This is a genomic window from Nostoc sp. C117 (genome assembly GCF_043099735.1).
In the GTDB taxonomy this organism is placed as follows: domain Bacteria; phylum Cyanobacteriota; class Cyanobacteriia; order Cyanobacteriales; family Nostocaceae; genus Nostoc.
In genome coordinates this window covers 2,026,044-2,052,323 of record NZ_CP170991.1, presented here as the reverse complement: position 1 = coordinate 2,052,323, position 26,280 = coordinate 2,026,044, and the positions used below count along the sequence as shown (strand labels likewise).

Here is a 26,280-nt window from a genome sequence, read left to right as displayed (position 1 = left end):
CTAATATTTTTCTTGACTATCTATATTTATCTGGTTTGACAGTACTTTTTATGCAAAAGAATATTCAGCTACATCAATGACTGCTGTGAGTTGTAACTGGATCGCAAAGATAGCGTTCTAGGTCAGCGGTCTCGTAGACATCGCTTTCAGTCTTGTGTTTATTAGTTAGATAATCATGTAACCAATCGCACCCGCGCCCCATTAATCTATCTAGGGTGAGATTTTGCACATCCCAGACGATCGCTGTACCATCTTTACTGCCAGAGACGAGATACTTTCCGTCAGAGCTAAAACTGATACCATTAATCTCAGCAGTATGCCCAGTCAGAGTCATAATCAAAGTACCATCTTTGTTCCAGAGTTTCACTGTGTTGTCATCACTTGCAGTAGCAATTATCTTACCGTGTGGGCTGAAAATTACCTGCCAGATAGTAGCAGTGTGCCCATTGAGACTGGCAATTTCACTACCGTCAAGCTGCTGGAGTTTTACTATATTCCCAGTAGCAACGGCAATTATTTTACTATCGGGGCTAACACTGACGCTCTGTACTGGGGTGTCATAGTTGAAAATTTTAATCTGCTTGCCCTCCAAATCCCAAATTCTGGCTGTTTTGTCCTCACTGGCGCTAGCAATTATTTTGCCGTCACGACTAAAATTCACATCATACATAGCACGGCCATACTCTTGGGTATGAAGCAGTTTACCCTGAAGATTCCAGAGTTTCACGGTATGATCTGCACTGGCGCTGGCAATTATTTGACCATCAGGACTAAAACTTACTTTATAGACATAACTGTTATGCTTTAGGGCGTGAAGCAGTTTACCCTGAAGATTCCAAAGTTTTCCCGTCCCATCATAACCACCAGTAGCGATCGCCTGACCATTAGGACTGAAACTTACATCCCAAATTCCTTTCTTATTTCCCTTGAGGAAATCGATCGCCCTACCCTGACGATCCCAAAGTTTCACTGTGTTGTCATCACTTGCAGTCGCGATCGCTTTACCATCAGGTGAGAAACTCACATGGTTAACACTATCTTTATGCCCAGTGAGAAGAGTGAGCGGAATATCATAAATTTGCCACAGTTTGACTGTCTTATCTTGGCTAGCAGACGCAATGGTATGACCGTCGGGACTGAAACTCACGCTGTTGACTGCACTATTATGTCCTGCAAATTTCCAGAGTTGCTGACCCAATAGATTCCAAAGTGTGACAGTGCGATCGCCATTAGCTGTAGCTAGGATTTGACTGTTGGGGCTGAAACTGACGCTATAAATCGTATTACTTTGTGCGTTAATAGTTCGGATTAAGCTACCATCAGCAGGATTCCAGAGTTTGACTGTATTATCGTAACTTCCTGAGGCAAGGGTGCGACCATCGGGGCTGAAACTCACGCTAGTAACTGTAGATTTATGCCCTGTTAGGGTTTTGATTTCCTTACCATCAACAAGGTTCCAGAGTTTGACTGTATTATCGTAACTTCCTGAGGCAAGGGTGCGACCATCGGGGCTAAAACTGATACTATAAACTGAGCCTGTATGCCCCTTGAGAATTCTGATTTCTTTACCGTCTAAGTTCCACAGTCTTACTGTAAGATCGTCACTGGCTGTAGCAAGTGTTTTGCCATCACGGCTGAAACTGACAGCACGAACTCCAGAAGTATGCCCCTTGAAGGTTTTAAGTTCCTTGCCTTCTTTGCTCCAGAGTTTTACTGTTCCGTCTAAACTAGCCGAAGCGAGTGTTTGACTATCAGGGCTGAAGCTGACACTAATGACATCAACTTCATGTCCTGTGAGAGTTTGCAGTAGGCGACCATGTTTGTCCCAGAGTTTCACTGTCTTGTCTGCACTAGCAGTAGCGATCGCTTCTCCATCAGGGCTAAAACTAACGCTTTGAATAAAACTGCTGTGTCCCTGGAGGCGTGAGCGTTCTCTTACCCAATAAATCCCCTGTCCCAACACAGTCATGACTTCTGCTCGTTCCTGATTTGGAATATTGACTTTAGCTGTATCTAGTTCTTGAAGTTTCTTCCCAGCTTTTAAAGCTGCGATCAGGGCATCAATGGTACTTCTATTTAAGGCAAAACGTGAATCTGAAGTTTGAATTAATGCTCGGAGTTCCGATTTTTGTGCTGCTATCCGCAAGCGATCGGCTTCCTTCCATTTAAATCCGGCAATAACAGCCAATGCTGTTGAAATCACAAACCCTGAAGTCAAAGCAATTACTCTTGTTCTATGACGCACCCTTTGCGCTTTGCGACTTTCGCCGATATACTCTTGTTGGAGTGGTGTAATTAAGGGCTTTTTCCCTGCTCCTTTGGTGAACCACTGTTCTGCTTGTTCTAGTTGACTACCTTGTAGCAAGTAGCTACTATTGCGTTTATTCCGATCCCATTCCAAGGCCAACATGAGTAGACGGGTATGCTCTTTAACATGAGCTAAATCGGTATCAAGCGCTTGGAGTAATGATTGCAAAGCTGTATTAAAATCATTACTTTCCTGAAAGAAAATATAGTTAATTTTCGCTAATTCTGGATGAATACCCTCAGCATACTGCCAGACAATTGGCACTAAACGTTTATTGTGCTTGAGGGCTTGTGCAATCTCTTCATTACAATATTTAGAAACGACTGAATTCGGACTAATAATAAAGATAAAATTATTAGCGGCTTCAATTCCTTCATCAATTTCTTTACGCCAATCGGCTGTGAATGGAATTCCATCCCAATCCACCCAAACTTCTCGCTTCTCTTGCTTGAGCGCTTCATAAAGTTTTTTAACGAACTCTTTATCTTTGCGAGAGTAAGAAATAAACGCCTCAGTCATTTAATTATCTATAAATATTTAATAAAATTTTGAAAAAATACTGCCTGTTTACTATTTAGTAAAAAAATCAAATTCTTTTTCAGAAGAATTAGCTGAATAGAAATTTTGCATATAGTTTAGATGGTCTTACTATATGATGATTTCTTCGGTTAAATTTCAGTTAAAGAGCAAAAATTAATTATTTTGATGCAAAGCTTCAACTAAATACTCAAATTACGGTAACGTTATAGTGTTTACTGGATCTTTCCTATTCAGAACTGCTACTAATTGGGAATTACGAATTACGTTAGCGAGTATTCGTACTCCTGTCCAGAAGCAAGCTACGCGCATCGCTCTCGTAGAGAGCGTCATTACAAATTACGAATTAGTCCCAGTTCAGTTTTTTATGAAGAAGGGGAAGGTGGGGTCCCAAGAAGGGGATAAGGGGCGGGGGGAAAGGTAAAAACCGTACTTCTTCTGGCTGCGCGCTTTCCGCCGGAAGTCAAGCGACAATCATCATCCCTTTCCCCTTTCCCCTTTAACCTTTTCCCTTTTATAAATTTGCCAGATGTCGGAAGCGTTCCTGAATTTCCTGAATTGAAAACAAGGCTTCAAACTTTAACCCAGCTGACTGGTACAACTCCCCTCCCCCTTGGTGTCTGTCTACCAGTGCAATTATTTGATTGACAGTATAACCCGCTTCCTGAAGACGCTCAACAGCTTTCAGAGCAGATTGCCCAGTTGTGACGACATCTTCCAAAACTACTATCTTTGCACCTTCTGGTAAAGTGGGTCCTTCTATATAAGCTCTTGTCCCATAACCCTTGGCTTCCTTGCGAATAATCAGCGCTGGTATCGGCCGATTTTCATAAACAGAAACCACGCTCACTGCTGTAACAATTGGATCTGCACCCATTGTTAAACCTGCTACGGCTTCCGTATCTATAGGTAACAGAGGAAACAGCAACCGTCCAACTGCCAAAGCTCCTTGAGGGTGAAGTGTTACCTGCATTTTATTGACGTAATAAGAACTACGTAGCCCAGAAGCCAGAACAAAATCACCTTCTTGGTAAGCCAGTTGAGAAAATAAATCAAGTAGCTTGTGGCGCAAATTAGTCAAATTAGGGGTGGTTGCCCAAATATTTGAGTCGGTAACAGTTTCAGTAGGATACGTCATTACAAAACATTAAAAGTTGTGCTACACCAAAGGTTGAACTTATCAGAGTTCTGAAATTAAGCATAAATTAAGATTCGCCAAAAATTTGAGGAGTAAGGAAGTGGCTATAAAATTAAAAGCCTTTGGTGGTTTATTAATACTGCTTGCTGCTGGTATTGTTTTTCCATCTGTTGCATCTGCCGAGAGTGCAACACCCAATAATGAAACTACGAGTGATGTATTTGAAAAAGCATTTTTTAGCCACGATCGCAATTTTTACGAAAATGGCAGCCTCAAGCGTCAGTTAGACTCACTTCTTGGATCTGGTCCGGGTTTTGGTGGTTCCTTCCCAGAAAATGAAATTGCCCGTGATGGTGAGTTGGTTAACACTTTATATCATGATGTTCTGACTCAGCAAGCAGGTAACGATCCCTATATTCGCACTCCTGATTTACCAAATCCCTATGACACATCGCTGATGATGTCTCCTCGCTTAAATGCCAACAAGCTCAAAGTCGGAACTGAATTCAAGTTTGAAACTTTACCACCTCGATAAGATTGGGGACTGGGGACTGAGGACTGGGGACTAGTATTTTTACTCAGCACTCAGCACTCAGCACCCATCACTCAACACCCATCACTCCCGATACTGCCTATCCCTCTATTACTGCTTCTTAATAATTAAGTGCGCCCTGCTGGAATCGAACCAGCCTGAAGGCGAATTATGAGTTCGCTGCCTCCCCAATCGGCCAAAGGCGCTTGTCTTGTTCGGTTTAGGGTTGATATGACTCAACGACTTAAACCTTGGGGTTTACTTATTTGCTAATTTTAAAGTGAGGTAAAGTGAATTACTTAAACTTAATTTTAGCAAACTGCACGATTTTAGCACGAATTTACTGCCTGTGAATACTCGACAATACTTTATCAGATTTTTATACTACATAATCTAATCATGAAATAGTGCAAACTAATATTGATTAAGTTCCTTTAAGGATTGAGGTGAAAAGCTTCATTTTTCTTAAAAAACAGCATTCTTGTGCATTAGCTTGTGAGCAATGAAAATAAATTCTACTGTACTTCTTACTTTGGTTTTGTTAATCCTGATGTTGGGAGCAGGTTCTGTGAGCGCCTTTTTGGGGTTTGAACTGGGAAGTTCAGCACTCAAAGGCGTTACTACACCAGACGGGCGCCCCACAACTAAATTTGCCAGCAGTAAAACAAATAACTCCAACTCCCAACAAGGAGGGGTAGCGCTCTTAAAAGAGGAAGAAATTCTGAAAGTTGTTAAGGCGCGAATTGAGGGTAAGACCAAGGCTGCTAAATCGGAAAAAATAGACGAGGATGATGAAGAAACCAATAGCAGCAAGCAGAAGCCAGAGGAAAAGCCTCCAGCAGTGGTTGAAGAAAAACCCCAACCAGGTTTTCCAGTTACTGCCCAAAGTGAAGGCGTAACCATGATTGTGCAATCTGCCCGCTACTCCGGTGGTGATTTGCTATTGAAAGTCAAAATGCAGAACAAAGGTAAAGATTCTGTCCGCTTCTTGTATAGTTTTTTAGATGTTACCGATGATAAAGGACGAACACTGAGTGCTAGTACAGAAGGTTTACCAACAGAATTGCCTGCAAATGGACCAACATTTTCAGGTACAGTGAGTATTCCCACGGCTTTACTTGATGATGTCAAGAAAATATCACTTGCTCTAACTGATTATCCGGCTCAAGAATTGAAGCTACAGGCATTAAATATTCCAGTAGAAAGGTAAATGGGGACTGGGGACTGGGGACTGGGGACTGGGTATTGGGAACTGAATTCTTCCCAATCCCCGATCCCCAATCTTCCTAAATGGAGGGCGTGAATTTTACACGAGCTTTGGTGGTGATTGGTTTTCCTAGTTTAATTTGGACAGATGCAGGGCTGCGATTGTTGTCAGTGCTACTACTGATTGCCATAAATGCCTTTTTTGTGACGGCGGAATTTTCGATGGTGAGCGTGCGGCGATCGCGTATTCACCAGCTAGTTAAGGCTGGGGATGTTCCAGCAAGAGCCGTGGAAATGCTACAACGCAGTATTGACCGACTCTTATCTACCACCCAATTAGGCATTACTCTCTCTAGTTTGGCTCTGGGATGGATTGGAGAAAGTACGATTGTAGTGCTGGTGAATACATGGTTAAAATCCTGGTCTCTACCCAGTGGTATGAATAACTTCATCGCTCATTCTTTATCAATTCCCATCGCCTTTTTCTTAATTGCCTATTTGCAAATTGTCTTAGGAGAATTATGTCCTAAATCATTAGCAATGTTGTACTCAGAACAGCTAGCTCGATTTTTGGGACCTTCTGTAAAAGCGATCGTGCGTTTTTTTAGCCCCTTCATTTGGATTCTCAACCAATCAACTCGTTGCTTATTGCGTATTTTTGGTATCCAATACACAGGTCAAGGCTGGAGACCGCCTGTAACTCCCGAAGAATTACAACTGATTATCTCTACAGAATGGGGGTCTACTGGTTTACAGGTTGCAGAGCGAGAACTATTGAATAATGTCTTTGAGTTTGGGGATGTAATAGCCCAATCTGTAATGATCCCCCGAACCAGTATTGTTGCCCTACCCAAAGATGCTACCTTCGAGACATTACTTAAGGAAATGGCTGCTACTGGTTACTCTCGCTATCCCGTAATTGGTGAATCTTTAGACGATGTTCGCGGCATTGTTTATTTTAAAGATCTGGCACAACCTTTAGCTGTAGGAAAGCTAACTTTAGAGACACAAATCCAATCTTGGATGCGTCCTGCTCGATTTGTTCCAGAACACACACCCTTAAGTGAACTTTTGCCGATGATGCAGCAAGAGAAACCAGCTATGGTTATGGTAGTCAATGAATTTGGCGGTACTGTCGGATTAGTCACAATCAAAGATGTGATTGCCGAAATTATTGGCGACGCCAGTGAAGCTGAAAGTAGCGACGACTTGCTAATTCAGATATTAGATGAGCAAAAATTTCTGGTGCAGGCACAAATCAACCTTGAAGATCTCAACGAGGTTTTGCATCTCAATCTACCCTTGACCAGAGAATATCAGACACTAGGAGGCTTTTTGCTGTACGAGTTGCAGAAAATTCCTACCAAAGGGGAAACCTTCTATTATCAAAATCTCGAATTCACCGTGGTGTCAGTTGTGGGACCACGCTTGCATCAAATTCAACTGCGGCGGTTAGAGGAGGACTTGGAGGTGGAGGGACAAGGGGGTAAACAAAACTCCTAACTCAGCACGGGCTAAACGCCCCGTTACCCCTAACAGCACTCAGCACTCTTAATGTCCCATGCCCGTACTAAGCATACGCCACTGGATCGACGAGTTCCAATTCGGCAAAAGCTGCTAGTCGCAAGCGGCAAGAATCACATACACCACAGGCGATATCACCATCGGCATAGCAAGACCAGGTTAGCTCCCAAGGTACTCCCAATTCGTTACCTAGTTGAATTATTTCAGTTTTTTTCAGTTTAATTAGGGGTGCAACAATGTTAATTGGTTGTCCCTCACGCCCTTGTTTGGTTCCCAGGCGAAAAACTTCCTGCATAGCCTGGATATAATCGGGGCGACAGTCAGGATATCCTGAATAATCTAAAGCGTTGACGCCAATATAAACACATTTAGCAGCGATCGCTTCGGCGTAACTCAAAGCAAAGCTTAAAAAGATCGTATTACGAGCCGGAACATAGGTAAGAGGAATATTTTGAGCCATTTCATCCAGAGAACGCTCCTGAGGTAAATCAATAGCATCATCTGTAAGTGCCGAACCGCCCCATTGTCTTAAATCAAAATTAACAACCTGATGTTTTATTACCCCAGCTTTTTGACCAACTAGAAGGGCTGACTGTAACTCTCGTCGGTGTCGCTGCTGGTAATCAAAGGAGATAGCATAACATTCACAGCCGTCTATCTTGGCTTTGTACAAAATTGTGGAAGAGTCTAATCCCCCAGATAACAGAATTACAGCTTTCATCTCGGTTGCAAATTTTCAATTTTAAATTGCCAATACCATAATTTTTGGGAAAAAGCATAAGTATTACTTCCTAAGTATTGTGTAACTTTAATGCTTTCAATTGGATATTGATCTCGTAATTAATCGCCTAATTGTAACCTTAAGCAAAATCCAATCAGAGGAAACGACCCTAAGAATTTTGGGAATTTTACACTTAAGCTTTACTGAATATTTTAAAGTTAATAAAAAGACACATATTTTTTTGTAGAAGATGCGAAATGCAAAGCTAATTTGAACTATCTATACAAAAGATAGCTGAATTGCGGGAACTGATTACAAACTTTGAAATTCTTCATAAACATAGCCTCTATGTTACCATCTGGATGGTTTTAGACGGATCGTAACTGGCTTTCGAGTATAAACGCCAACGGCCGTAGCGTCTCTAAATTTGGTGGTTGAGGAGAGAATAATAGTGCAAAATAGCATGTCACTGGCAGAACCGAATCCATATACACAGCGCAACCAGCCACGGCCAATCCGCATAGGCGTGATTGGGGTGGGTAACATGGGACAACACCACGCTCGCGTCTTGAGTTCAATGAAAGATGTTGAACTAGTCGGTGTGGCAGATATTAACGTCGAGCGGGGGTTAGAAACTGCCAGCAAGTACAAAGTGCGTTTTTTTGAAGACTACTGTGACCTGCTACCCCTGGTGGAAGCAGTTTGTGTTGCTGTTCCCACCCGTCTGCATTACGCCGTGGGCATCAGCTGTCTGTTAGCGGGAATTCATGTTTTGATTGAAAAACCAATCGCAGCTAGTATTTCTGAAGCAGAATCCCTAGTAAACGCAGCAGCGGAGTCTCAATGTATCCTGCAAGTAGGTCATATTGAGCGCTTCAATCCGGCATTTAGGGAATTAAGCCAAGTTCTAAAAACCGAAGAATTACTGGCACTAGAAGCCCACCGAATGAGTCCTTACTCAGATCGTGCTAACGATGTTTCCGTTGTCCTGGATTTAATGATCCATGACATTGACCTACTTCTAGAATTAGCTGCTTCCCCAGTTACCAAATTAACCGCTAGCGGTAGTCGTGCCCTAGACTCTGGTTATTTAGATTACGTAACTGCTACCCTCGGTTTTGCCAATGGCATTGTCGCTACTCTGACTGCCAGTAAAGTCACTCATCGCAAAATTCGTCGGATTGTTGCCCATTGCAAAAATTCATTCACTGAAGCAGATTTTCTCAAGAATGAAATTTTGATTCATCGACAAACAAATGCTAACTCTCTTAACGACCACCGACAAGTACTTTACAGGCAAGATGGCGTCATTGAAAAAGTCTACACCAGCAATATTCAACCTTTAAGCGCAGAATTAGAACATTTTGTCAACTGCGTACATGGTGGCAATCAACCCTCAGTAGGTGGTGAACAAGCTCTCAAAGCCCTGAGATTGGCAAGTTTAATTGAGCAGATGGCTTTGGAAGATAGAGTTTGGAATCCCTTAGACTGGCAATCGGAACCAAGAGTACAATCATTGACGCCGACAGCCTAGAACTAAAGGAGTATGGGGATATAAGGGGACAAGGAGATAAAAAAACTCCTAACTCAGCACGGGCTAAATGCCACGCTAATGCAACTCTTTTGCCCAATTTCCAATGCCCAATCCCCCAGAACCCTAGAGTGTGTTTTCAAATTTATCCTCAAATCTTTAGATCCTCCCTAGTCCTTTGAAAAAACGGGCTAAGGGGGATCTAAATAATTTAGAAAACAAAACTTAAATCTCGTAGATTTTGAACCATAGAGTAGTGTGGCTATATTGCCTGGTACCAACACTATAAAGCAAAATTCTCCCACTACTTTTAAAACTATGGTTCTCAAAATAGATGTAGTTTAGCTTCCCAATCTGTGATTATGTTCCTCAGTTACAATGCTAATTTTTCCTCTGGCCAAGTCATCTTGACTCTAACAAGAGGAGATAGTCAACTTTTGAGAAAGCTAATGCTCAATTTACTAAAAAAACTAGTGGAGTAATTTTTAGGAATCGACTCAATGCTTGAATGGATAACTAACACTATCAACTCTTTGGGCTATTGGGGAATCGCCCTGCTGATGTTCCTAGAGAACCTCTTTCCTCCCATTCCTTCAGAATTGATTATGCCACTGGCTGGATTTACAGCAAGTCCATATCAACCAGGAGGAGCAAAGCTCAATATCGTTGGTGTCTTTTTCGCGGGACTTTTGGGTTCTGTATTGGGGGCACTTATTTGGTACTATCCAGGTAAGTTTCTGGGTGAAAAACGCTTGAAAGCTTGGGCTGACAAGTACGGCAAGTGGCTGGCTATATCCAGCAAAGATATTGACAAGGCAACACGGTGGTTTGACCAACAAGGTAACAAAGCAGTATTCATTGGTCGTCTTGTACCAGGAATTCGCACCTTGATTTCTGTTCCTGCAGGTATCACTAACATGGACTTGCTGCCATTTCTGTTTTACAGCACCTTAGGTAGCGCTGCTTGGGTAGGTCTGCTAACATACTCAGGATACGCGTTGGGTAGTCAGTATGAACTTGTCGATAAGTACCTTGCTCCTGTGTCCAAAATTGTGCTTGGGGGTTTGGTTTTAGCATTTATTTTCTGGATATTCAAGCGCCAACTAAGACGCACCAGAAGATAAACAGGGGCGCTTTTGGTTTGAAAGCAGTGAAAGCAGGGGTTACATCTGGCCAAAATTCGCCTACACTATGCCAAATAATACTAGATGTGCGTTGGCAAAGCCCACCAGAGGTATCGCCAGAATTCATTTTTGGCGTATTTCTAGCTACACTTGACGCAACCTAGAATTTCTGGTTGCTCGCATTTTTGTAAGATGAGCATGACAACTTTTTACAGTTAAGTTAGAACTAGGAGCTTTCATGACAGACCAACCTTCCGCGGCCACCCCAATGAATTCCGCTGCTATACCGATGAATAGAGTATCGGCATCTACTCCCATAAATGCTGTTAATACTCCTGCACCAGGAACAACTTCAGGAAAAACTATTCTCAGTGTTGATTTAGGCAGAACTTCCACAAAAACTTGTGTGAGTCGTGAACCCGGTAATGTGGTGTTCGTACCTGCCAACGTCAAGCAAATGTCAATAGAACAAGTACGTGGCGGTGTTTTTGAAGCCCGCGCTACCGATCCCTTAATGGATTTATGGCTGGAGTATCAAGGCAATGGATATGCTGTAGGTCAACTAGCAGCAGATTTTGGAGCGAATTTAGGAGTCGGCCAATCTAAGGTAGAGGCTGCACTGGTAAAAGTGTTAGCAAGTGCTGGCTACTTCAAACTGAAAAATGATATCTCAGTGGTACTGGGTTTGCCTTTTCTTTCTTTAGAGCAATTTGAAAAGGAAAAAGCGCAGTTAATCAGCCAAGTAGGTGGCCCTCATGTGTTGAACTTCCGAGGTGAATCTGTGTCCCTCAATGTCAATAAAGTTTGGGTAATGCCAGAAGGGTATGGCAGCTTGTTGTGGTCTGAAGCCCAACCGAAGAAAAGTCCCGGCAGTCCCGATTTTACAAAAATATCGGTGGCGATCGTTGATATCGGACATCAAACGGTCGATCTTTTGATGGTAGATAACTTCCGCTTTGCCAGAGGTGCTTCTAGGAGTGAAGACTTCGGTATGAATAAGTTTTATGAATTGGTAGCTGCGGAAATTGAGGGCGCGGATAGTCAATCTCTGGCGCTAATTTCTGCTGTTAACAAACCCAGGGGTGAACGTTTTTACCGTCCTAAAGGCGCTAGCAAGCCCACCAACCTAGACGATTTTCTGCCGAACCTCACAGAGATGTTTTCGCGGGAAATTTGTAGCCGTGTGCTAGCTTGGTTGCCAGAACGCGTCACTGATGTGATTCTCACTGGCGGGGGTGGTGAGTTCTTCTGGGAAGATGTTCAACGTCTGCTCAAAGAAGCAAAGATTAATGCTCATTTATCTGCACCTTCTAGGCAGGCGAATGCTTTGGGGCAGTATATTTATGGAGAGGCGCAATTATCTGCCGTTCGCGCTGCTAGGGCTTAAAACTAATGTTCCAATGGTCAAAAAAGGTAGTTAAATCCGTCACGTTCAACCCAGGGCTTGCTGATGAAAGCTTGTTAGCGCAAGTGGAAAGTTATTTGGAGAAACAACCCGACAAAACTTTCAGTGACCTATGTAAAGAAGCCCTGTGGCAATCCTTGTGTGTACCGGAATCTGTACGACCTGCTCCAAAAACAGAAGCAACAACACCGATTGAACAACAAATCGGTGAACTGCAACGTCAAGTGGCTGGCCTTGAGGAACGTTTTTTTGCCAAGGGATCTAATCGTTTGGAGGCGATGGAACACCATCTTTTGCAACTTTCTCAACAAGTTGCACAACTAGCGATCGTAGTCAATGAGCGTTCAATTATTCAGTATCCAAATCAGACAGAAGTAGTAACTAATACTTCTTATACTGCTCCTGCGCCTCCTCAAGAGGTTGACCCCGTAATCAGTCGCCTTAGTCAGTTTCTCGATGATTTTTAAGGAACAATTAGGTTTGTGAGCAGTTTTGGCTCATATTAACAATCCTTAATAGTTATAACTATTAAGGATTATTAATATTTATATATAGTTTAGAGAGATGCAATGTGTGGCAGGAAACTGCTTCTCTACGAAACGGTTTGCGAATGCGTCTACGCCAGTAATGAAGTTAGTTAAAATGAGCGATCGCACATAAATTTTTAGTGTGCGATTCAAGTAGGATCGAGTATTATTTATGACTATAGTATAAAGTTTTTGACTTCTAGCAATCGATAGCAGCAAATTACTCAGCTATACTGAGATAAACAAATGTAAGCCAAGATACCGTTTACCCTCAGTTAGGATTTATCCGCATGAGTAACACCAGTTTTTGGAAGCCTGCTTACCAGCTTTTTAAGCCAGAAGAACCACTTACTACACCTGAAGACCTAAAAAATTTTTATGTCCAGCGAGCCAACAGTCCTGTAGATAATTTAATCACTTTTCTGGATATGGAGGACGACCCAGCTAAATTTTTACTAGCAGGTCACAGGGGTGGTGGTAAAACTACAGAATTACGGCGATTAGAGCAAAATTTAAATAATAAATATACAGTAATTTGGATTGATACTGTAACCGCTCTCGAACAATATAATATTGGCTATGCCGAGGTTGTAGTACTAATTGGAATTAAAATTTTTGAAAACGTTATTCAACCAGAATGGGGTTTAAGAGAGGATTTATTAGATGATTTACTTAAAAGCCTAAAAACTGTAGTTTATCAAGATGAAGACGCTGAAAATGCTGGTCTTGAACTTCCAGAAATTCTTAAAAAACTAGGACTAATTCTTAAACAAGGACTAACTCGAAAAGTTACTACAACTCTCAACATTCGTCCGCAGCTTAGCACAATCATTGACAGAGTTAATGCCATCATAGAAGCTGCTGAAAAAAGAAACAAGCAGAAATTACTGGTGATTGTAGATGGTCTTGACCGACACGATCAAGCTACAGCGTTGGAAATGTTCGCTAGTCCACTGCTGACTCAATTAAGTTGCCATATTATCTATGCAATTCCGATTTCACTGAGGTATTCTCCAAGCTTTCGTCAACCAATGGAAAGCTTTCAAAAATGCTTAGATTTAACTAATCCACCAGTATTTGAGTGCGATGAAAATTTATGTCCTACTACAATTCCTAATCAGCTTGGTAGAGACATTCTTAATAGTGTCATTCATAAGCGTTTGGCAAGTTTAGGTGCTGCTTATAAGGGTTTATTTAATCTAGATGCACTAGAATTAATTTCAGAAAAAAGTGGTGGAGTGATACGTGACTTAGTAAGACTTGCTCGTACTGCTTGTGAAGTTTCTTTAAGAAAAGATTTGATATATGTAGACTTAGATGTTGCTCAGGAGGCTGTGAAAGAAGTACGCGGAGAATATAACTTGAGTGACTACCATTATCCAGAACTAGATAAGGTTCATCGCACAGGTTGCTTAACTACTAATACTCATAGTTTACCTAGCAAAGGTCAGTTTGTGATTTGTGATGAACTTTTGCAAAATAAATTTATATTAGGTTATTGCGATCGCAATCGAAAATCCTGGTTCGATGTCAACCCGATTCTCATAGAAGATTTACAACGTTGGCAAGCTGCTAATTCTCCACAAAAACAGTAGTTCTGATTTTTGGACTTATTAAAAATTCTTCACTAATTAAAATGGTTTCTCACGAATCTACAACTTACTCGCTGAACAGCACGGACACAGCAGAGTTAAATAAGTTAGTCAGCTTCTTACAATTATCTAGTGGAACGACAACGATTTTTGCGATCGCGCCAGAAAGTGGACCACAACATCCGGTAGTAGAGGAAGTCAAGTCTCTGTTAGCAGCTAGCGACGGAGATTTTTATGAACCTCAAAACTTTTTTTACAGTGATAATTCGCTATATAACTTTATTTACAGTTGGAATGAAACTGAATATCAAAATTCCCAAAATAAACGCCAATTGGTGATGGCATTTGGAATCGATCAACTGCCTACATCGCGCCTCAAACAAGAAATGAAGCAGTTGAATTTAGGGAGAGATTCACTATTCGATCGGGAATTAGTCATAATTTTTTGGCTGAATAAAGAAGAATTTTTAGAAGAATTTCGGAACCGTGCGCCTGATTTCTGGGATTGGCGGGGTAAATTAGTGAAATTTCAGGCACGTCCACCCGTAAATCCTCTGTTTTATCCTTATTTGGAGTGGTTGATAGCTGAGAATTCCTATCTAAAAATCAGCGGTGTGATGCAAGTCCAGCGCCAAGTAGATATTTTTCTGGATCAAATTTATATTTCACTACAAGCAGTAAGACGACAGGAGGTCACAGAAACCTCGAAACTAGACCAAGAGATGACTACATTTCGCAAAGCCGAACATCGGTTGAGCGTGAGCATCTCTAGCCTCTACGATTTAGATGAACCTTCTTATTACGAACCAGTTTTACTCAGTTCAATACCCACTTCTAGCACCAAAACAGTCACACAAAGAATTGATTTATCTCATGCAGTCCGGGAGAACCCGTACTGTGTGATTCTTGGCGCTCCTGGTGCAGGGAAAACAACTCTATTGCGCTATCTGGCACTACATTTTGCCAGAGCGAAACGCGATGGCTATGAAACAGTTACAGGCGGCGAAACAGAAGAAGAATTGGGTAAAGCTCTGTTACCAATTTTCTTTCGCATTGCCGATTATGCAGAACGATTGCAACAAGAACCTGATTTGAGTCTGCTCGACTATCTGCGCCAATTCTACCGCCAATGGGAAGCTGACTTTCAAGATGAAGCTGAAGCGGGAACAGAGGTGGCGGCACTACTTTTAGAAAAAATGCGTCAAGGGCAGTGCTTAATGCTGCTGGATGGGCTAGATGAGGTATTTGAACAAGAAAGCCGTAGGCTGATTGTGGAAAGAATCGATCGATTTGTTAATGATTTCTCTACTAATAAGTTTGTCATTACCAGTAGGATAGCTGGCTACCGCGATGTGAAACTGAGTAGCCGCTTTGCTGAGTTCACTATCGAGGATATGGGTAGCGAACAAGTAGAAAAATTCCTCCATCGCTGGTGTTTGGCCATAGAACGAGCGCAGCAGCGAGAAGCTAATGAGGCGCAATGGCAAAGAGCAGGAGATGACCAAGCAAGGAAGATTTTAGAGGCAATTAAAGATAATGAGGGTGTAAAGCGCTTGACAGCGAACCCTCTACTGTTGACAATTTTGGCACTGATTCACCGCAATGGCGAGCGCCTACCTAACCGCCGGGTGAAACTTTATGAATTGGCGGTGCAAACCTTGACCGAAGATTGGCAATTAGGGAAGAAGTTGCCAGATGCTCCTAAAGTGCTGCTGAAGCAAAATGAAGTAGTAGCATTTTTAGCACCCCTGGCTTACTGGATGCATGAGGAGAAGCCCTCTGGTTTACTCAGTGAGGCAGAAGTTGAACAACAGTTAGGAGCAAAGCTAGCAGAACTAAATGCTACTAATCCAGAATCAGACTCAGTACGCCAAGCAGTGCAGGAATTTTTGCGAAAGGTGCGAGAAACTACAGGTCTATTTGTGGAACGTGCGCCTGGAATATACGGTTTTATGCACCTGACATTTGAAGAGTATTTTGCTGCACTTTATATTGCTGATAATGAGCCAAGCGATATCTTAAAAATCATCCGCGAGCATTTGCATGAGCCACGTTGGAATGAGCCGATTTTACTAGCTTTAGGTTCCTATAGCAATTCTAGTAAACTGGTTAATAGGCTAGTAGAGCAGCTTTTCAGCAATCTTGAGGCTTATGAACCTCCAATTAAAGGTGGAAAGTTAACAATAAAAAACGCATCTTTGCAAGACGCGATTATCATTTGGTCAGGTTCAGAGGAAGAATCAACTACTAACTCTAAACAGTCAGAATTACGGTTAAAAGATTTGTTGTTTGCTGGGGAAGTTTTAACTCAAGTTGAAGTTTATCCTATTACTCGCAAAAAGATAATTCACAAGTTAGTTTTAACCTATCTTGTTTTGGATACAGACTTTGAGGATGATACAACTAAGCAACTGCTGAGACTGCTACGCCAAATTGAAATTTTTAACCAGAAAGGTGAAGTTATAGAACAACTGAAAGAATTAGCTAACGATTCAATACTTCCTGAAAAGAGACGCATAGAAGCACAGGTAGCTATTCTTTATATTGCTTGTGGTGAATCAGGAGGATTATTAGTTAGTCACGCGATCGATATTGTGAATCAGCTAGAGCCTACTATATTTTGTCGTCTTAGAGAATTGGTTAAAGAACTAGGTGAAGATATGACACCTACTCTAGAATTTAGTCGGCAAAATCATAGCAGCAATCAAGACTCTCAACAAGCATTAACTTTTCTCACGGCAATATCTTATATTCGTACAGATAATTATGCCAAAGCTGTTGAGCTTATAGAACAAATAAATGTTCAGCAAAATAGCAGTCTCAGTGCTTACATAGCTTGGGCAATTGCAACTTGTTATCAGGAACAAGATAAATTAGATCGGGCAATTGACTATTATCAAGAATGCTTTGAAAAACTAGCTCTATATATTCATCCATCTGCTTTTCTGCTGTTTTGGAGAAATCGAGGTATTTGTCATCGCTTACACAGCAAATACGACCATTCACTAGAATGCTTCCAGCAAGCCTTAGCTATAGACAAAGAGTTTTGCAAGTCTGAAGATGAAGCAAGCGATCTGTGGAATATAGGTAGAACTTATCAAGAATGGGGAAAATATGAACAAGCGATCGCCTACTACCAACAAAGCCGTGATCTCTATGAGCAATTGGGTAAAGACGAGAATGTAGCAAACCAATGGTATTGGTTAGGTGATTGCTATCGAGAATGGGGAAAATATGAACAGGCGGTTGAATTTCAGCAACAGTGTTTAGCAAAACGTCAAAATTTAGAAGACCAATCAGGTGTAGCTAGTGCATACCATCAGCTAGGTCAAATCTATCAAGCATGGGGTAAATACGAAGAAGCGATCGCCCATTACCAGCAAAGTCGTGACCTTTATGAGCAATTGGGAAAAGAAAAATCTGTGTCGGCTCGATGGTACAACATGGCTGGATGTTACCGAGAATGGGGTAAATATCAGGAAGCTGTAGAGTGTGAACAAAAAGATTTGGAAATTTGCCAGCAGTTAGAAGACCAATCAGAAGTAGCTCTTGCTCATTATCAGCTAGGTCGAATTTATCAAGCATGGGGCAAATATGAACAAGCGATCGCCCGCTATCAGCAAAGCCTTGACCTCTATGAGCAATTGGTTAAAGAAAAGGATGTGGCTACCTTGTGCTACTTGCTAGCTGATTGCTATCGGGAATGGGGTAAATATGAGCAAGCGCTTGAATGTGAACTCAAGGATTTAGCAATTCGCCAACAGATGGATGACCAAGCTAACGTAGCGGATGCTTATAGGCAGCTAGGACGCATCTATCAAGCATGGGGTAAGTATGAACAAGCGATCGCTCACTACCTGCAAAGCCGCGATCTCTATGAGCAGTTAGGCAAAGAGAAAGATGTAGCTAGCAGATGCTACGACATAGCCGATTGTTATCGGGACTGGGGAAAATATGAACGGGCATTAGAATATCAGCAGCATTGTTTGAGCATACGCCAGACATTAGATGATACATCATTGATAGCTGTGACTTACTGTCAGTTAGGTAGCATCTATCAAGCTTGGGACAAATACGAACAAGCGATCGCCCACTACCTGCAAAGCCGCGATCTCTATGAACAGTTAAGCAAAGAGAAAGATGTAGCTAGCAGATGCTACAACATAGCCGATTGTTATCGGGACTGGGGAAAATATGAACGGGCATTAGAATATCAGCAGCATTGTTTGAGCATACGCCAGACATTAAATGACACATCATTGATAGCTGTGACTTACTATCAGCTAGGTCGCATCTATCAAGCTTGGGGAAAATATCAACAAGCGATCGCTCACTACCAGCAAAGCCACGATCTCTATGAACAGTTAGGCAAAGAGAAAGATGTAGCTAGCAGATGCTACAACATAGCCGATTGTTATCGGGACTGGGGAAAATATGAACGGGCATTAGAATATCAGCAGCATTGTTTGAGTATACGCCAGACATTAAATGACACATCATTGATAGCTGTGACTTACTATCAGCTAGGTCGCATCTATCAAGCTTGGGGCAAATATGAACAAGCGATCGCCCACCACCAACAAAGCCGTGACCTCTATGAGCAATTGGGTCAAGACGAGAATGTAGCAAACCAATGGTATTGGTTAGGTGATTGCTATCGAGAATGGGGAAAATATGAACAAGCACTTGAGTGTCAGCAACAGTGTTTAGCAAAACGGCAGAAATTAGAAAACAAATCAGATGTAGCTTTAGGATACTATCAGCTAGGTCACATCTATCAAGCTTGGGGTAAGTATGAAGAGGCGATCGCCCACTACCAACAAAGCTGTGAATTCTATGAGCAATTGGGTAAAGAGAAGAATGTAGCAAATCAGTGGTACAACTTAGCAGTTTGCTATCGGGAATGGGGCAAATATGAGCAGTCAGTCGAATATGAACTCAAGGATTTAGCAATCTATCAACAACTCGACGACCAAACAAATGTAGCCGATGGCTACAATCAACTAGGTCGAATTTATCAAGCATGGGGTAAGTATGAACAAGCGATCGCCCATTACCAACAAAGCCGTGACCTCTATGAGCAATTGGGTCAAGATAAGAATGTAGCTAATCAGTGGTATTGGCTGGCTACTTGCTATCGGGAATGGGGTAAATATGAACAGGCACTCGAATATGAACTCAAGGATTTAACAATCCGTCAACAACTCGATGACCAAATAAATATAGCAGATGCTTACAATCAACTAGGTCGAATCTATCAAGTATGGGGTAAATATGAACAAGCGATCGCCTACTTCCAACAAAGCCACGATCTCTATGAGCAATTGGATCTAGAGAATAATGTAGCTAATCAACTATCTTGGATCGCTAGTTGCTACCGCAGTTTCAAGGATTACACGAAGGCGATTGAGTATTACCAGCAAAGTCGAAATCTCTATCAGCAGTTAGGTCATAATGAGAGTGGAGCTAGGCACTGTAGACAACTTGGTAACAGCCAACGCTTGCTAGCAAAAAATACCTCAGATAGAGCAGTAGCTTTTGAATTACTGACGCAAGCTGAACAAAATATCTGTCAAGCTATCCAAATAAATACTACAGGAGACTATAAAGAAAATCTTGCTTACGACTACATTATCTTTAGCTTAATCTGGTCGGAACGCTTAAACTTATCGTCTATTGACGATTCATTACCGCAAGAACAAATTGGCCAATTTGAACAATATTATAATACTGGCTTGACGTATTTTGCCGAACTGGGGCAGACAGTAAATCGAGCAGAAGAAGCTCTTGATATTGCCCGTGCTTATCTGGAAGTCAGTGTCTTAAAAAATCTTCACCGAGCCGAAGAACTAGCCCAACAATCCCTCAAAGTTTTTCAGGAATACAACCGCCGGAAACTAGAAGCTTCATCTCGTAAACTCTTGGGCGAAATATACTTGAGCCGCGCCCAGCATCATCAATCAGATACTAAGATAACTGCTACCCAGTTTCTCACTCAAAGTCTACAAATCTACAGAGAGCTTGATTTAAGTGAAAAAGCTGCTGAGGTAGAGCAGCTAATACATCCAAATCTGGATAACACTGGAATACTTAGCGATTAGAATTTGCCCCTAAATAAACCAAACTTGCGTAGATACTATGTGAAAAGTCTACGAAGGCGATTTTACTTGTGAGCCAAAAGGCGCTGTCTAACGACAAGTCCCTGCGCGCCTACCCACTTTATTGCACAAAATTGCTAACTTGTGTGTTGAATATTATCAGTACATATTTTTACTAGATTCTTTTTTTACTCTGCACACTGTATCAGTGGTAAAATCCTCAGGTAGACAGTTAGGATACCTAGATGCCAGTTGCAGCTAACTCAATCAAGTTTGGTACAGACGGCTGGCGGGGCGTGATTGCTGATGAGTTCACCTTTGAACGTCTAGCCCTAGTCGCGCCAGTTGCCGCAAAAGTATTATATGATACATATTTTTCTACGGTAGGTAGCCGGACAATTATTGTCGGTTACGATCGCCGATTCATGGCCGAAGACTTTGCTCAGGCTGTCGCTGATACCGTTAGCGCTGTCGGATTCGATGTTTTACTCAGTGAAACTTATGCCCCAACCCCGGCTTTTAGTTGGGCAGCAAAAGAACTTAATGCCTTAGGCGCACTAGTAATTACAGCCAGCCATAATCCAGGTACATACTTAGGCTTAAAAGTCAAGGGATATTTCGGTGGTTCGGTGTCGCCAGAAGTGACAAAGGAGATAGAAGCACAGTTATCCCAAGGAGTGCCTCCCGCAGCGACCGCAGGGAAGCAAGAGAAATTTAATCCTTGGCCTAGTTACACCGCAGCCCTAGAAAAGAAAGTTGATATTACGAAGATTCGAGAAGCGATCGCCTCTGATAAACTCACGGTATTCGCCGATGTGATGCATGGTGCGGCGGCTGGCGGATTGGCACAACTACTAGGCAATAAAGTTAAAGAAATCAACAGTAATCGCGACCCTCTATTTGGTGGCGGTGCGCCGGAACCCTTACCTAAATACCTTTCCCAGCTATTTGAAGTCATCAAAACTCACCGAGAAACAAATAAATCCAGTTTATCTGTAGGATTGGTATTTGATGGAGACTGCGATCGCATCGCAGCTGTAGACGGAGAAGCCAACTTCCTAAGTTCCCAAGTATTAATCCCGATATTAATCGACCACTTAACCCTACGACGTGGCTTTAAGGGTGAAATAGTCAAAACGGTCAGTGGTTCCGACTTAATGCCCCTTGTGGCAGCACTACATCACCTGTCAGTCTTTGAAACGGCAGTTGGTTATAAATACATCGCGGACAGAATGTTAGCAGCAGAAGTTTTGTTGGGTGGTGAAGAGTCAGGAGGAATTGGCTATGGTAGCCATATTCCCGAACGCGATGCACTCCTATCAGCATTGTACGTACTAGAAGCGATCGTAGAATCTGGTTTGGATTTAGGTGAATATTATCGCCACTTACAGCAACAAACAGGATTTAGCTCAGCATACGATCGCATTGATTTACCCTTAGCAAGCATGGAAGTGCGATCGCGTCTTTTGCAACAACTGCAAAGCCAACCCTTAACCGAAATTGCCGGGTTAGCAGTAATTGATTGCCAAACAATTGACGGCTACAAGTACCGCCTCGCTGATAAAAGTTGGTTAATGATTCGCTTTAGCGGAACTGAGCCAGTTTTACGCCTTTACTGCGAAGCCCCAACAATTGAGCAAGTGCATCAAACTCTTGCTTGGGCAAAACAGTGGGCGGAGTAAAATTAATTATTAGTCATTTGTCCTTTGTCCTGGGTAAATGACTAATGCCCAATGCCCACTTACCCTGAACGTACCTCCTTCGGGGAAGCAAGCTACGCGTAGCGTCTCGCAGAGAAGTCGAAGGGATGTCCAATGCCCAAATTACTAGTAGTAGCTACAGGAAACCCGGGTAAGTTGAGCGAAATGCAAGCTTACCTGGCAAATTCTGGCTGGGAATTAACCCTCAAACCAGAAGAACTAGAAATTGAAGAAACAGGCGAAACCTTTGCCGCCAATGCTTGTCTGAAGGCGTCACAGATTGCCAAAGCCACAGGAAACTGGGCGATCGCCGATGATTCTGGTTTGGAAGTAGATGCTTTGAATGGCGCACCAGGCGTATATTCGGCACGCTACGCCAAAACCGACTCCGAACGAATTGCTCGGTTATTGAAGGAATTAGAGAACGAAGTAAATCGCCAAGCTCAATTTGTTTGTGTAGTGGCGATCGCTCGTCCTGATGGTGCGATCGCCTTACAAGCAGAAGGGATTTGTCGTGGCGAAATTCTTCATGCACCTCGTGGTGATGGTGGATTTGGTTATGACCCTATTTTTTACGTACAAGAGTTGCAATTGACCTTTGCCGAGATGACACGAGAGTTGAAAGGGTCAATTAGCCATCGAGGCAAGGCTTTTACAGCTTTACTTCCCCAACTGGAGAGAGTTAGGAATTAAAAGTCATGAGTTGTGAGTTAGCAATAATAAATGAGAATTGAATACAAATCCTAACTTCTAACTCATAACTCCTAACTCCTAACTTTTTTAAACAGCTTCTGTGTTCTTTTCCCCTGTACGAATCCGAATCACTTGCTCAACAGGCGAGATGAAGATTTTACCATCCCCGATTTCACCAGTGCGGGCAGCGGCGATAATTTTATCAACCACCATATCAACTTGATTGTCATCAACTACAATTTCCACTTTCAGTTTTTGCAGAAACTCTACAGTGTACTCAGAACCGCGATAACGTTCAGTTTGACCTTTCTGACGTCCGAACCCTCGGACTTCAGAAACTGTCATACCAACAATCCCTGCGTTAACCAAGGCAATTTTCACTTCATCTAACTTAAACGGGCGGATAATAGCTTCTACTTTTTTCATTTCTTTGACTTCTGACTTGTACTAGCTTCGTTTATCTATCTAACCAGATCTGTTGTCTGAAACTGTAACTAGTAGCGCCTTTCCTAAAAGATATGTAATAATTGCCACTTTTATCATACTGCACATGCTTAGCCTGACTGCTTTTGAAGTCAGAAGCAAGCTGAATTAACTAATTCGATAATCTTTGAAGTTGTAAGCTAATAATCATTCAAATTGCATCCCCACGTCAGTCTTAATGATAAGTCTTCCACCCAAGATGATATGACCCCGTACTACACACATTTGACAAGCAGTGCAGTTTTGTGTATTCCAAATTCGAGCAGTTGCCGTCAGATGACTGTCGTCAACTTACAGCACAATTCATCTCATCGCCTACCCAAAGGGAGGTGAGAAGCTTCTTGCTGTTTTTAGCTAAAACTATAGATAAATTCTGGTATTAAGTAGATCCGCTCAGATGTTCAAAATAGTGATGAAAGAAAGATTGTGCATTAGTCTGCAAGTCTGCTGCTGAATGTGGGAGTGTCAACTAACGTTTTTGATGTTCAAACAAGGGACGGACAATTAAATATCCAGCAGTAAAGGCAGTAAGCATAATTAACAAAATAGTAATAATTAACCACCAGCCACTAATTTCCTTGGCATCTGGCTCAGCAGTAGAATAATAAGTTACTTCTTGCTCTTCTATAAAAACTGGTTCTGGTATGGGAAAATTCATTTCCATTACAGGTGTAGAAAAGTCTTGGCGGCTTTTTTCCGGTGGATATGACCGATAAACCTCTTGAGGTGGATGTGCTGGTGTCACTGGCTGTTTGGCAGCAGTTTTAACGTTGCCAGAACCTTGGGAAGTTTGGTCTTCACTAAAAATTCCGTAGGAATCCACAAACTTTTGCAAGTGCGAAAAAGAAACAACGACTTTGGTAATTTCTTGTCGTAGTAATTGATTTTCTTGTGCTAATTGCTGATTTTTAGTGGTGAGTGCATCTAATCTTGCCTGAGTTGCTTGCAACTCCATTGACAATTCCCGGTATACAGATAGTGGTACTGAGGAAGGGTACGCTTGACCAGTCCGTGTTGATGAATTTCTGTGAACAGAACCTGTGGTTGTTCGCATTGGGGGCTTGGTATTAAAAATCAAAGTGATTAGATCGTACAGAGATGCTAACAGAGATAGTCAACCCTGAAACTATGCCCAAGAATAATAGAAAAATGCCGAGACGGCAAAGATTTTTTATTGGGGGCTGGATATTAGGGACTGGGTATTGGGTACTGAGTATTGGATACTGAGAAAACAATCTCTAGTCCCTAGTCGCAGTCCCTATGCCCCACAACGGAAAGAAGTGTCCCACAGGACCTTGCCCTTCACCAATATCTAGGGCGTAAGTAAGTGCAGTAGTTACATATTCTTTTGCCTGTTGCACTGCTTGCCACAAGTTCTTTTCCTTTGCCAGATTAGCAGCGATCGCAGCTGATAGTGTACAACCAGTACCGTGAGTGTTTTTTGTATTTACTTGCTTTGTAGTCAAAACTTCCAACTTTTCCCCATCAAACCAGATATCAACACCACGCAAATTTCCTTGCATACCTCCACCCTTAACTAAAACAGCCTTCGTTTGTAGATTCTGATGAATAATTTCAGCAGCAGCTTGCATATCGTCCAAGGAATGAATTTCTAAACCGCTCAAAATTTGAGCTTCGTAGCGATTGGGCGTGATTATAGCTGCTTTGGGGATAAGGACATGACACAGAGTCTTCACAGCATCATCATCAATCAATTGTGCCCCTGTACGTGACACCATCACTGGATCGACTACTAAGTTAGTGATTTGTAAAGCTTCCACTTGCTGGGCAACAGCAAAGATAATTTCCTGATTAAGCAACATTCCAGTTTTGGCAGCTTGTACGCCAATATCTTCAACTACTGCCTGAATTTGCGCTACAACAGCTTCTGCTGGCATCGCATCAACTCTGACCACACCTAAAGTATTTTGTGCAGTAACGCACGTTATAGCACTAGTACCGTGGACACAGTGAAAAGCAAAGGTGCGTAAATCAGCTTGAATTCCTGCACCACCGCCACTATCTGAACCAGCAATGGTTAAACAAACAGGTATCCTGGATATGATTTCAGCATTCGCATTCATATAGCAGATTCAACTTAGTGCAATACAGTGCGTGTCCGCATATCGCCTTATCTTAACGCCATTCGACTATAACCTAAGCGGACAACTCTTTGTTCTGTCATTGTTTCAAGTCCTAGTAGTTCGCCAAGTTTCCTTGGCGGGGTAAAGGGTAAGGGGAAAAGGGAAAAGGTTTTAATTCCTTCCCCCAACCCCAGTCCCCTTTTCCCAGTCCAAACCTAGTAGTTCGCCAAGTTTCCTTGGCGGGGTAAAGGGTAAGGGGAAAAGGGAAAAGGTTTTAATTCCTTCCCCCAACCCCAGTCCCCTTTTCCCAGTCCAAACCTAGCAATTTTGGGTTGGCAGACTCTAGTTCCTCTCCGCTATAGGGTTTTCTCGTTGTCCCCCATCCTCTTGTCTCTTTGTCCTCTTTTTAGACTGTTAACTAAATTCAGAGAAACTTCATCAAATGCTTGCATAAAGCTCTGTCTATTTCCATATCAGACTCAAAGTTAACAGGATTCGAGCGGATAATTTCCATACAATCTGCGCTTTTGTTGTAAAAAATCTAACAAAGTTATGAGTATTTACTGATATCAATCCCTCTTTGTGAAGGTTAGTCTAAATTTAGTTAACAAAACTCGGTTACAGGGCTTAAAACAGCTTGGATTAAGTTGTTACAATAGTCCCTTTAACTTAAAGGGTCAACCTACTAAAGTTTGAAATAATTCAGCTTTGACCACTGTAACTTTAAGTCCCCAGTTATCAGCCAGGGGTGCGCTTTACCATGCTAATTTGGCAACTTCTGACCTAAAACAACGGATAAAGTTCAGAGGAATTTTAGATACAAAATATGATCGCCGTATCGAATATAGCAACAAAGATCGCGGTGGAGATACGATTTTATTCGACTCTAACCGGATTAATCAAATGAACATACTAATCGGATGGTTACCCTCAACAGAACCATGACGATTAATAGTATCAATATCCCTGATTTAACTATCAGCAGTTAACAGGAGAAAAAATTTCTAGTTTTACAACAGCGTTTCTAAGACTGATGCGATTTCAAGTTGCGATCGCATAACTCTGACTGTCCTGAAA

General features: G+C 42.1%; 18 protein-coding genes and 1 tRNA gene. 12 read left to right on the top strand and 7 right to left on the bottom strand.

The annotated features are described in order from the left end of the window. Positions 1-73 precede the first annotated feature (73 nt). Positions 74-2,827 carry a TIR domain-containing protein gene (locus tag ACFG4S_RS09530; RefSeq protein ID WP_392534568.1) on the bottom strand — a complete coding sequence of 918 codons (2,754 nt, stop codon included), beginning with the start codon at positions 2,825-2,827 and terminating at the stop codon, positions 74-76. Between the two features lie 532 nt (positions 2,828-3,359). Next, positions 3,360-3,983, bottom strand: a complete 624-nt coding sequence (gene pyrE, locus ACFG4S_RS09525; protein ID WP_392534567.1) for an orotate phosphoribosyltransferase — start codon at positions 3,981-3,983, stop codon at positions 3,360-3,362. A gap of 100 nt (positions 3,984-4,083) precedes the next feature. Between pyrE and ACFG4S_RS09520 the strand changes: the two genes are divergently transcribed. Continuing rightward, the gene (locus ACFG4S_RS09520; RefSeq protein WP_392534566.1) at positions 4,084-4,518 is read left to right on the top strand and encodes a hypothetical protein; all 435 of its coding nucleotides are present in this window, start codon (positions 4,084-4,086) and stop codon (positions 4,516-4,518) included. Positions 4,519-4,648: 130 nt separating this feature from the next. On the opposite strand, the gene ACFG4S_RS09515 is transcribed toward ACFG4S_RS09520, so the two are convergent. Then, a tRNA-Ile gene (locus ACFG4S_RS09515) sits at positions 4,649-4,721 on the bottom strand. Between the two features lie 296 nt (positions 4,722-5,017). Here ACFG4S_RS09515 and ACFG4S_RS09510 point away from each other — a divergent pair. Next, entirely contained in the window at positions 5,018-5,725 is a 708-nt protein-coding gene (locus ACFG4S_RS09510; protein WP_392534565.1) for a hypothetical protein, read from the top strand. An 80-nt stretch (positions 5,726-5,805) separates the two neighbouring features. Continuing rightward, positions 5,806-7,224, top strand: coding sequence for a hemolysin family protein (locus ACFG4S_RS09505; RefSeq protein WP_392534564.1), 1,419 nt, complete (start codon positions 5,806-5,808; stop codon positions 7,222-7,224). A gap of 67 nt (positions 7,225-7,291) precedes the next feature. Here ACFG4S_RS09505 and queC read toward each other — a convergent pair whose 3' ends face one another. After that, positions 7,292-7,966: a 7-cyano-7-deazaguanine synthase QueC gene (gene queC / locus ACFG4S_RS09500; protein ID WP_392534563.1), complete on the bottom strand. Its 675-nt coding sequence runs from the start codon at positions 7,964-7,966 to the stop codon at positions 7,292-7,294. 451 nt (positions 7,967-8,417) lie between these two features. Between queC and ACFG4S_RS09495 the strand changes: the two genes are divergently transcribed. The 8 genes from ACFG4S_RS09495 (at position 8,418) to rdgB (ending at position 22,636) form a co-directional block, all read left to right on the top strand. Continuing rightward, entirely contained in the window at positions 8,418-9,500 is a 1,083-nt protein-coding gene (locus ACFG4S_RS09495; protein ID WP_392534562.1) for a Gfo/Idh/MocA family oxidoreductase, read from the top strand. A 497-nt stretch (positions 9,501-9,997) separates the two neighbouring features. Beyond that, complete coding sequence (locus ACFG4S_RS09490; RefSeq protein WP_392534561.1) at positions 9,998-10,621, top strand: DedA family protein; 624 nt, start codon at positions 9,998-10,000, stop codon at positions 10,619-10,621. A gap of 238 nt (positions 10,622-10,859) precedes the next feature. Further along, positions 10,860-12,008: a ParM/StbA family protein gene (locus tag ACFG4S_RS09485; protein WP_392534560.1), complete on the top strand. Its 1,149-nt coding sequence runs from the start codon at positions 10,860-10,862 to the stop codon at positions 12,006-12,008. A gap of 5 nt (positions 12,009-12,013) precedes the next feature. Next, entirely contained in the window at positions 12,014-12,493 is a 480-nt protein-coding gene (locus ACFG4S_RS09480; RefSeq protein WP_392534559.1) for a plasmid segregation centromere-binding protein ParR, read from the top strand. A 350-nt stretch (positions 12,494-12,843) separates the two neighbouring features. Further along, the gene (locus ACFG4S_RS09475) at positions 12,844-14,148 is read left to right on the top strand and encodes a P-loop NTPase fold protein (protein WP_392534558.1); all 1,305 of its coding nucleotides are present in this window, start codon (positions 12,844-12,846) and stop codon (positions 14,146-14,148) included. Positions 14,149-14,189: 41 nt separating this feature from the next. Next, on the top strand, positions 14,190-20,246 hold the full coding sequence (locus ACFG4S_RS09470) for a tetratricopeptide repeat protein (protein ID WP_392534557.1): 6,057 nt from the start codon (positions 14,190-14,192) through the stop codon (positions 20,244-20,246). A 242-nt stretch (positions 20,247-20,488) separates the two neighbouring features. Next, the gene (locus ACFG4S_RS09465; protein WP_392534556.1) at positions 20,489-21,925 is read left to right on the top strand and encodes a phosphoglucomutase/phosphomannomutase family protein; all 1,437 of its coding nucleotides are present in this window, start codon (positions 20,489-20,491) and stop codon (positions 21,923-21,925) included. A 132-nt stretch (positions 21,926-22,057) separates the two neighbouring features. Then, positions 22,058-22,636: an RdgB/HAM1 family non-canonical purine NTP pyrophosphatase gene (gene rdgB / locus ACFG4S_RS09460; RefSeq protein WP_392534555.1), complete on the top strand. Its 579-nt coding sequence runs from the start codon at positions 22,058-22,060 to the stop codon at positions 22,634-22,636. An 87-nt stretch (positions 22,637-22,723) separates the two neighbouring features. On the opposite strand, the gene ACFG4S_RS09455 is transcribed toward rdgB, so the two are convergent. The 3 genes from ACFG4S_RS09455 to thiD all read right to left on the bottom strand — a co-directional run bounded on the left by ACFG4S_RS09455 (position 22,724) and on the right by thiD (position 25,203). Further along, positions 22,724-23,062, bottom strand: a complete 339-nt coding sequence (locus ACFG4S_RS09455; RefSeq protein ID WP_012410794.1) for a P-II family nitrogen regulator — start codon at positions 23,060-23,062, stop codon at positions 22,724-22,726. Positions 23,063-23,588: 526 nt separating this feature from the next. Further along, positions 23,589-24,173, bottom strand: a complete 585-nt coding sequence (locus ACFG4S_RS09450) for a hypothetical protein (RefSeq protein ID WP_392534554.1) — start codon at positions 24,171-24,173, stop codon at positions 23,589-23,591. Positions 24,174-24,357: 184 nt separating this feature from the next. Next, entirely contained in the window at positions 24,358-25,203 is an 846-nt protein-coding gene (gene thiD / locus ACFG4S_RS09445; protein WP_392534553.1) for a bifunctional hydroxymethylpyrimidine kinase/phosphomethylpyrimidine kinase, read from the bottom strand. A 708-nt stretch (positions 25,204-25,911) separates the two neighbouring features. Here thiD and ACFG4S_RS09440 point away from each other — a divergent pair. Then, on the top strand, positions 25,912-26,148 hold the full coding sequence (locus ACFG4S_RS09440) for a hypothetical protein (protein WP_392534552.1): 237 nt from the start codon (positions 25,912-25,914) through the stop codon (positions 26,146-26,148). The last annotated feature ends 132 nt before the right edge of the window (positions 26,149-26,280 follow it).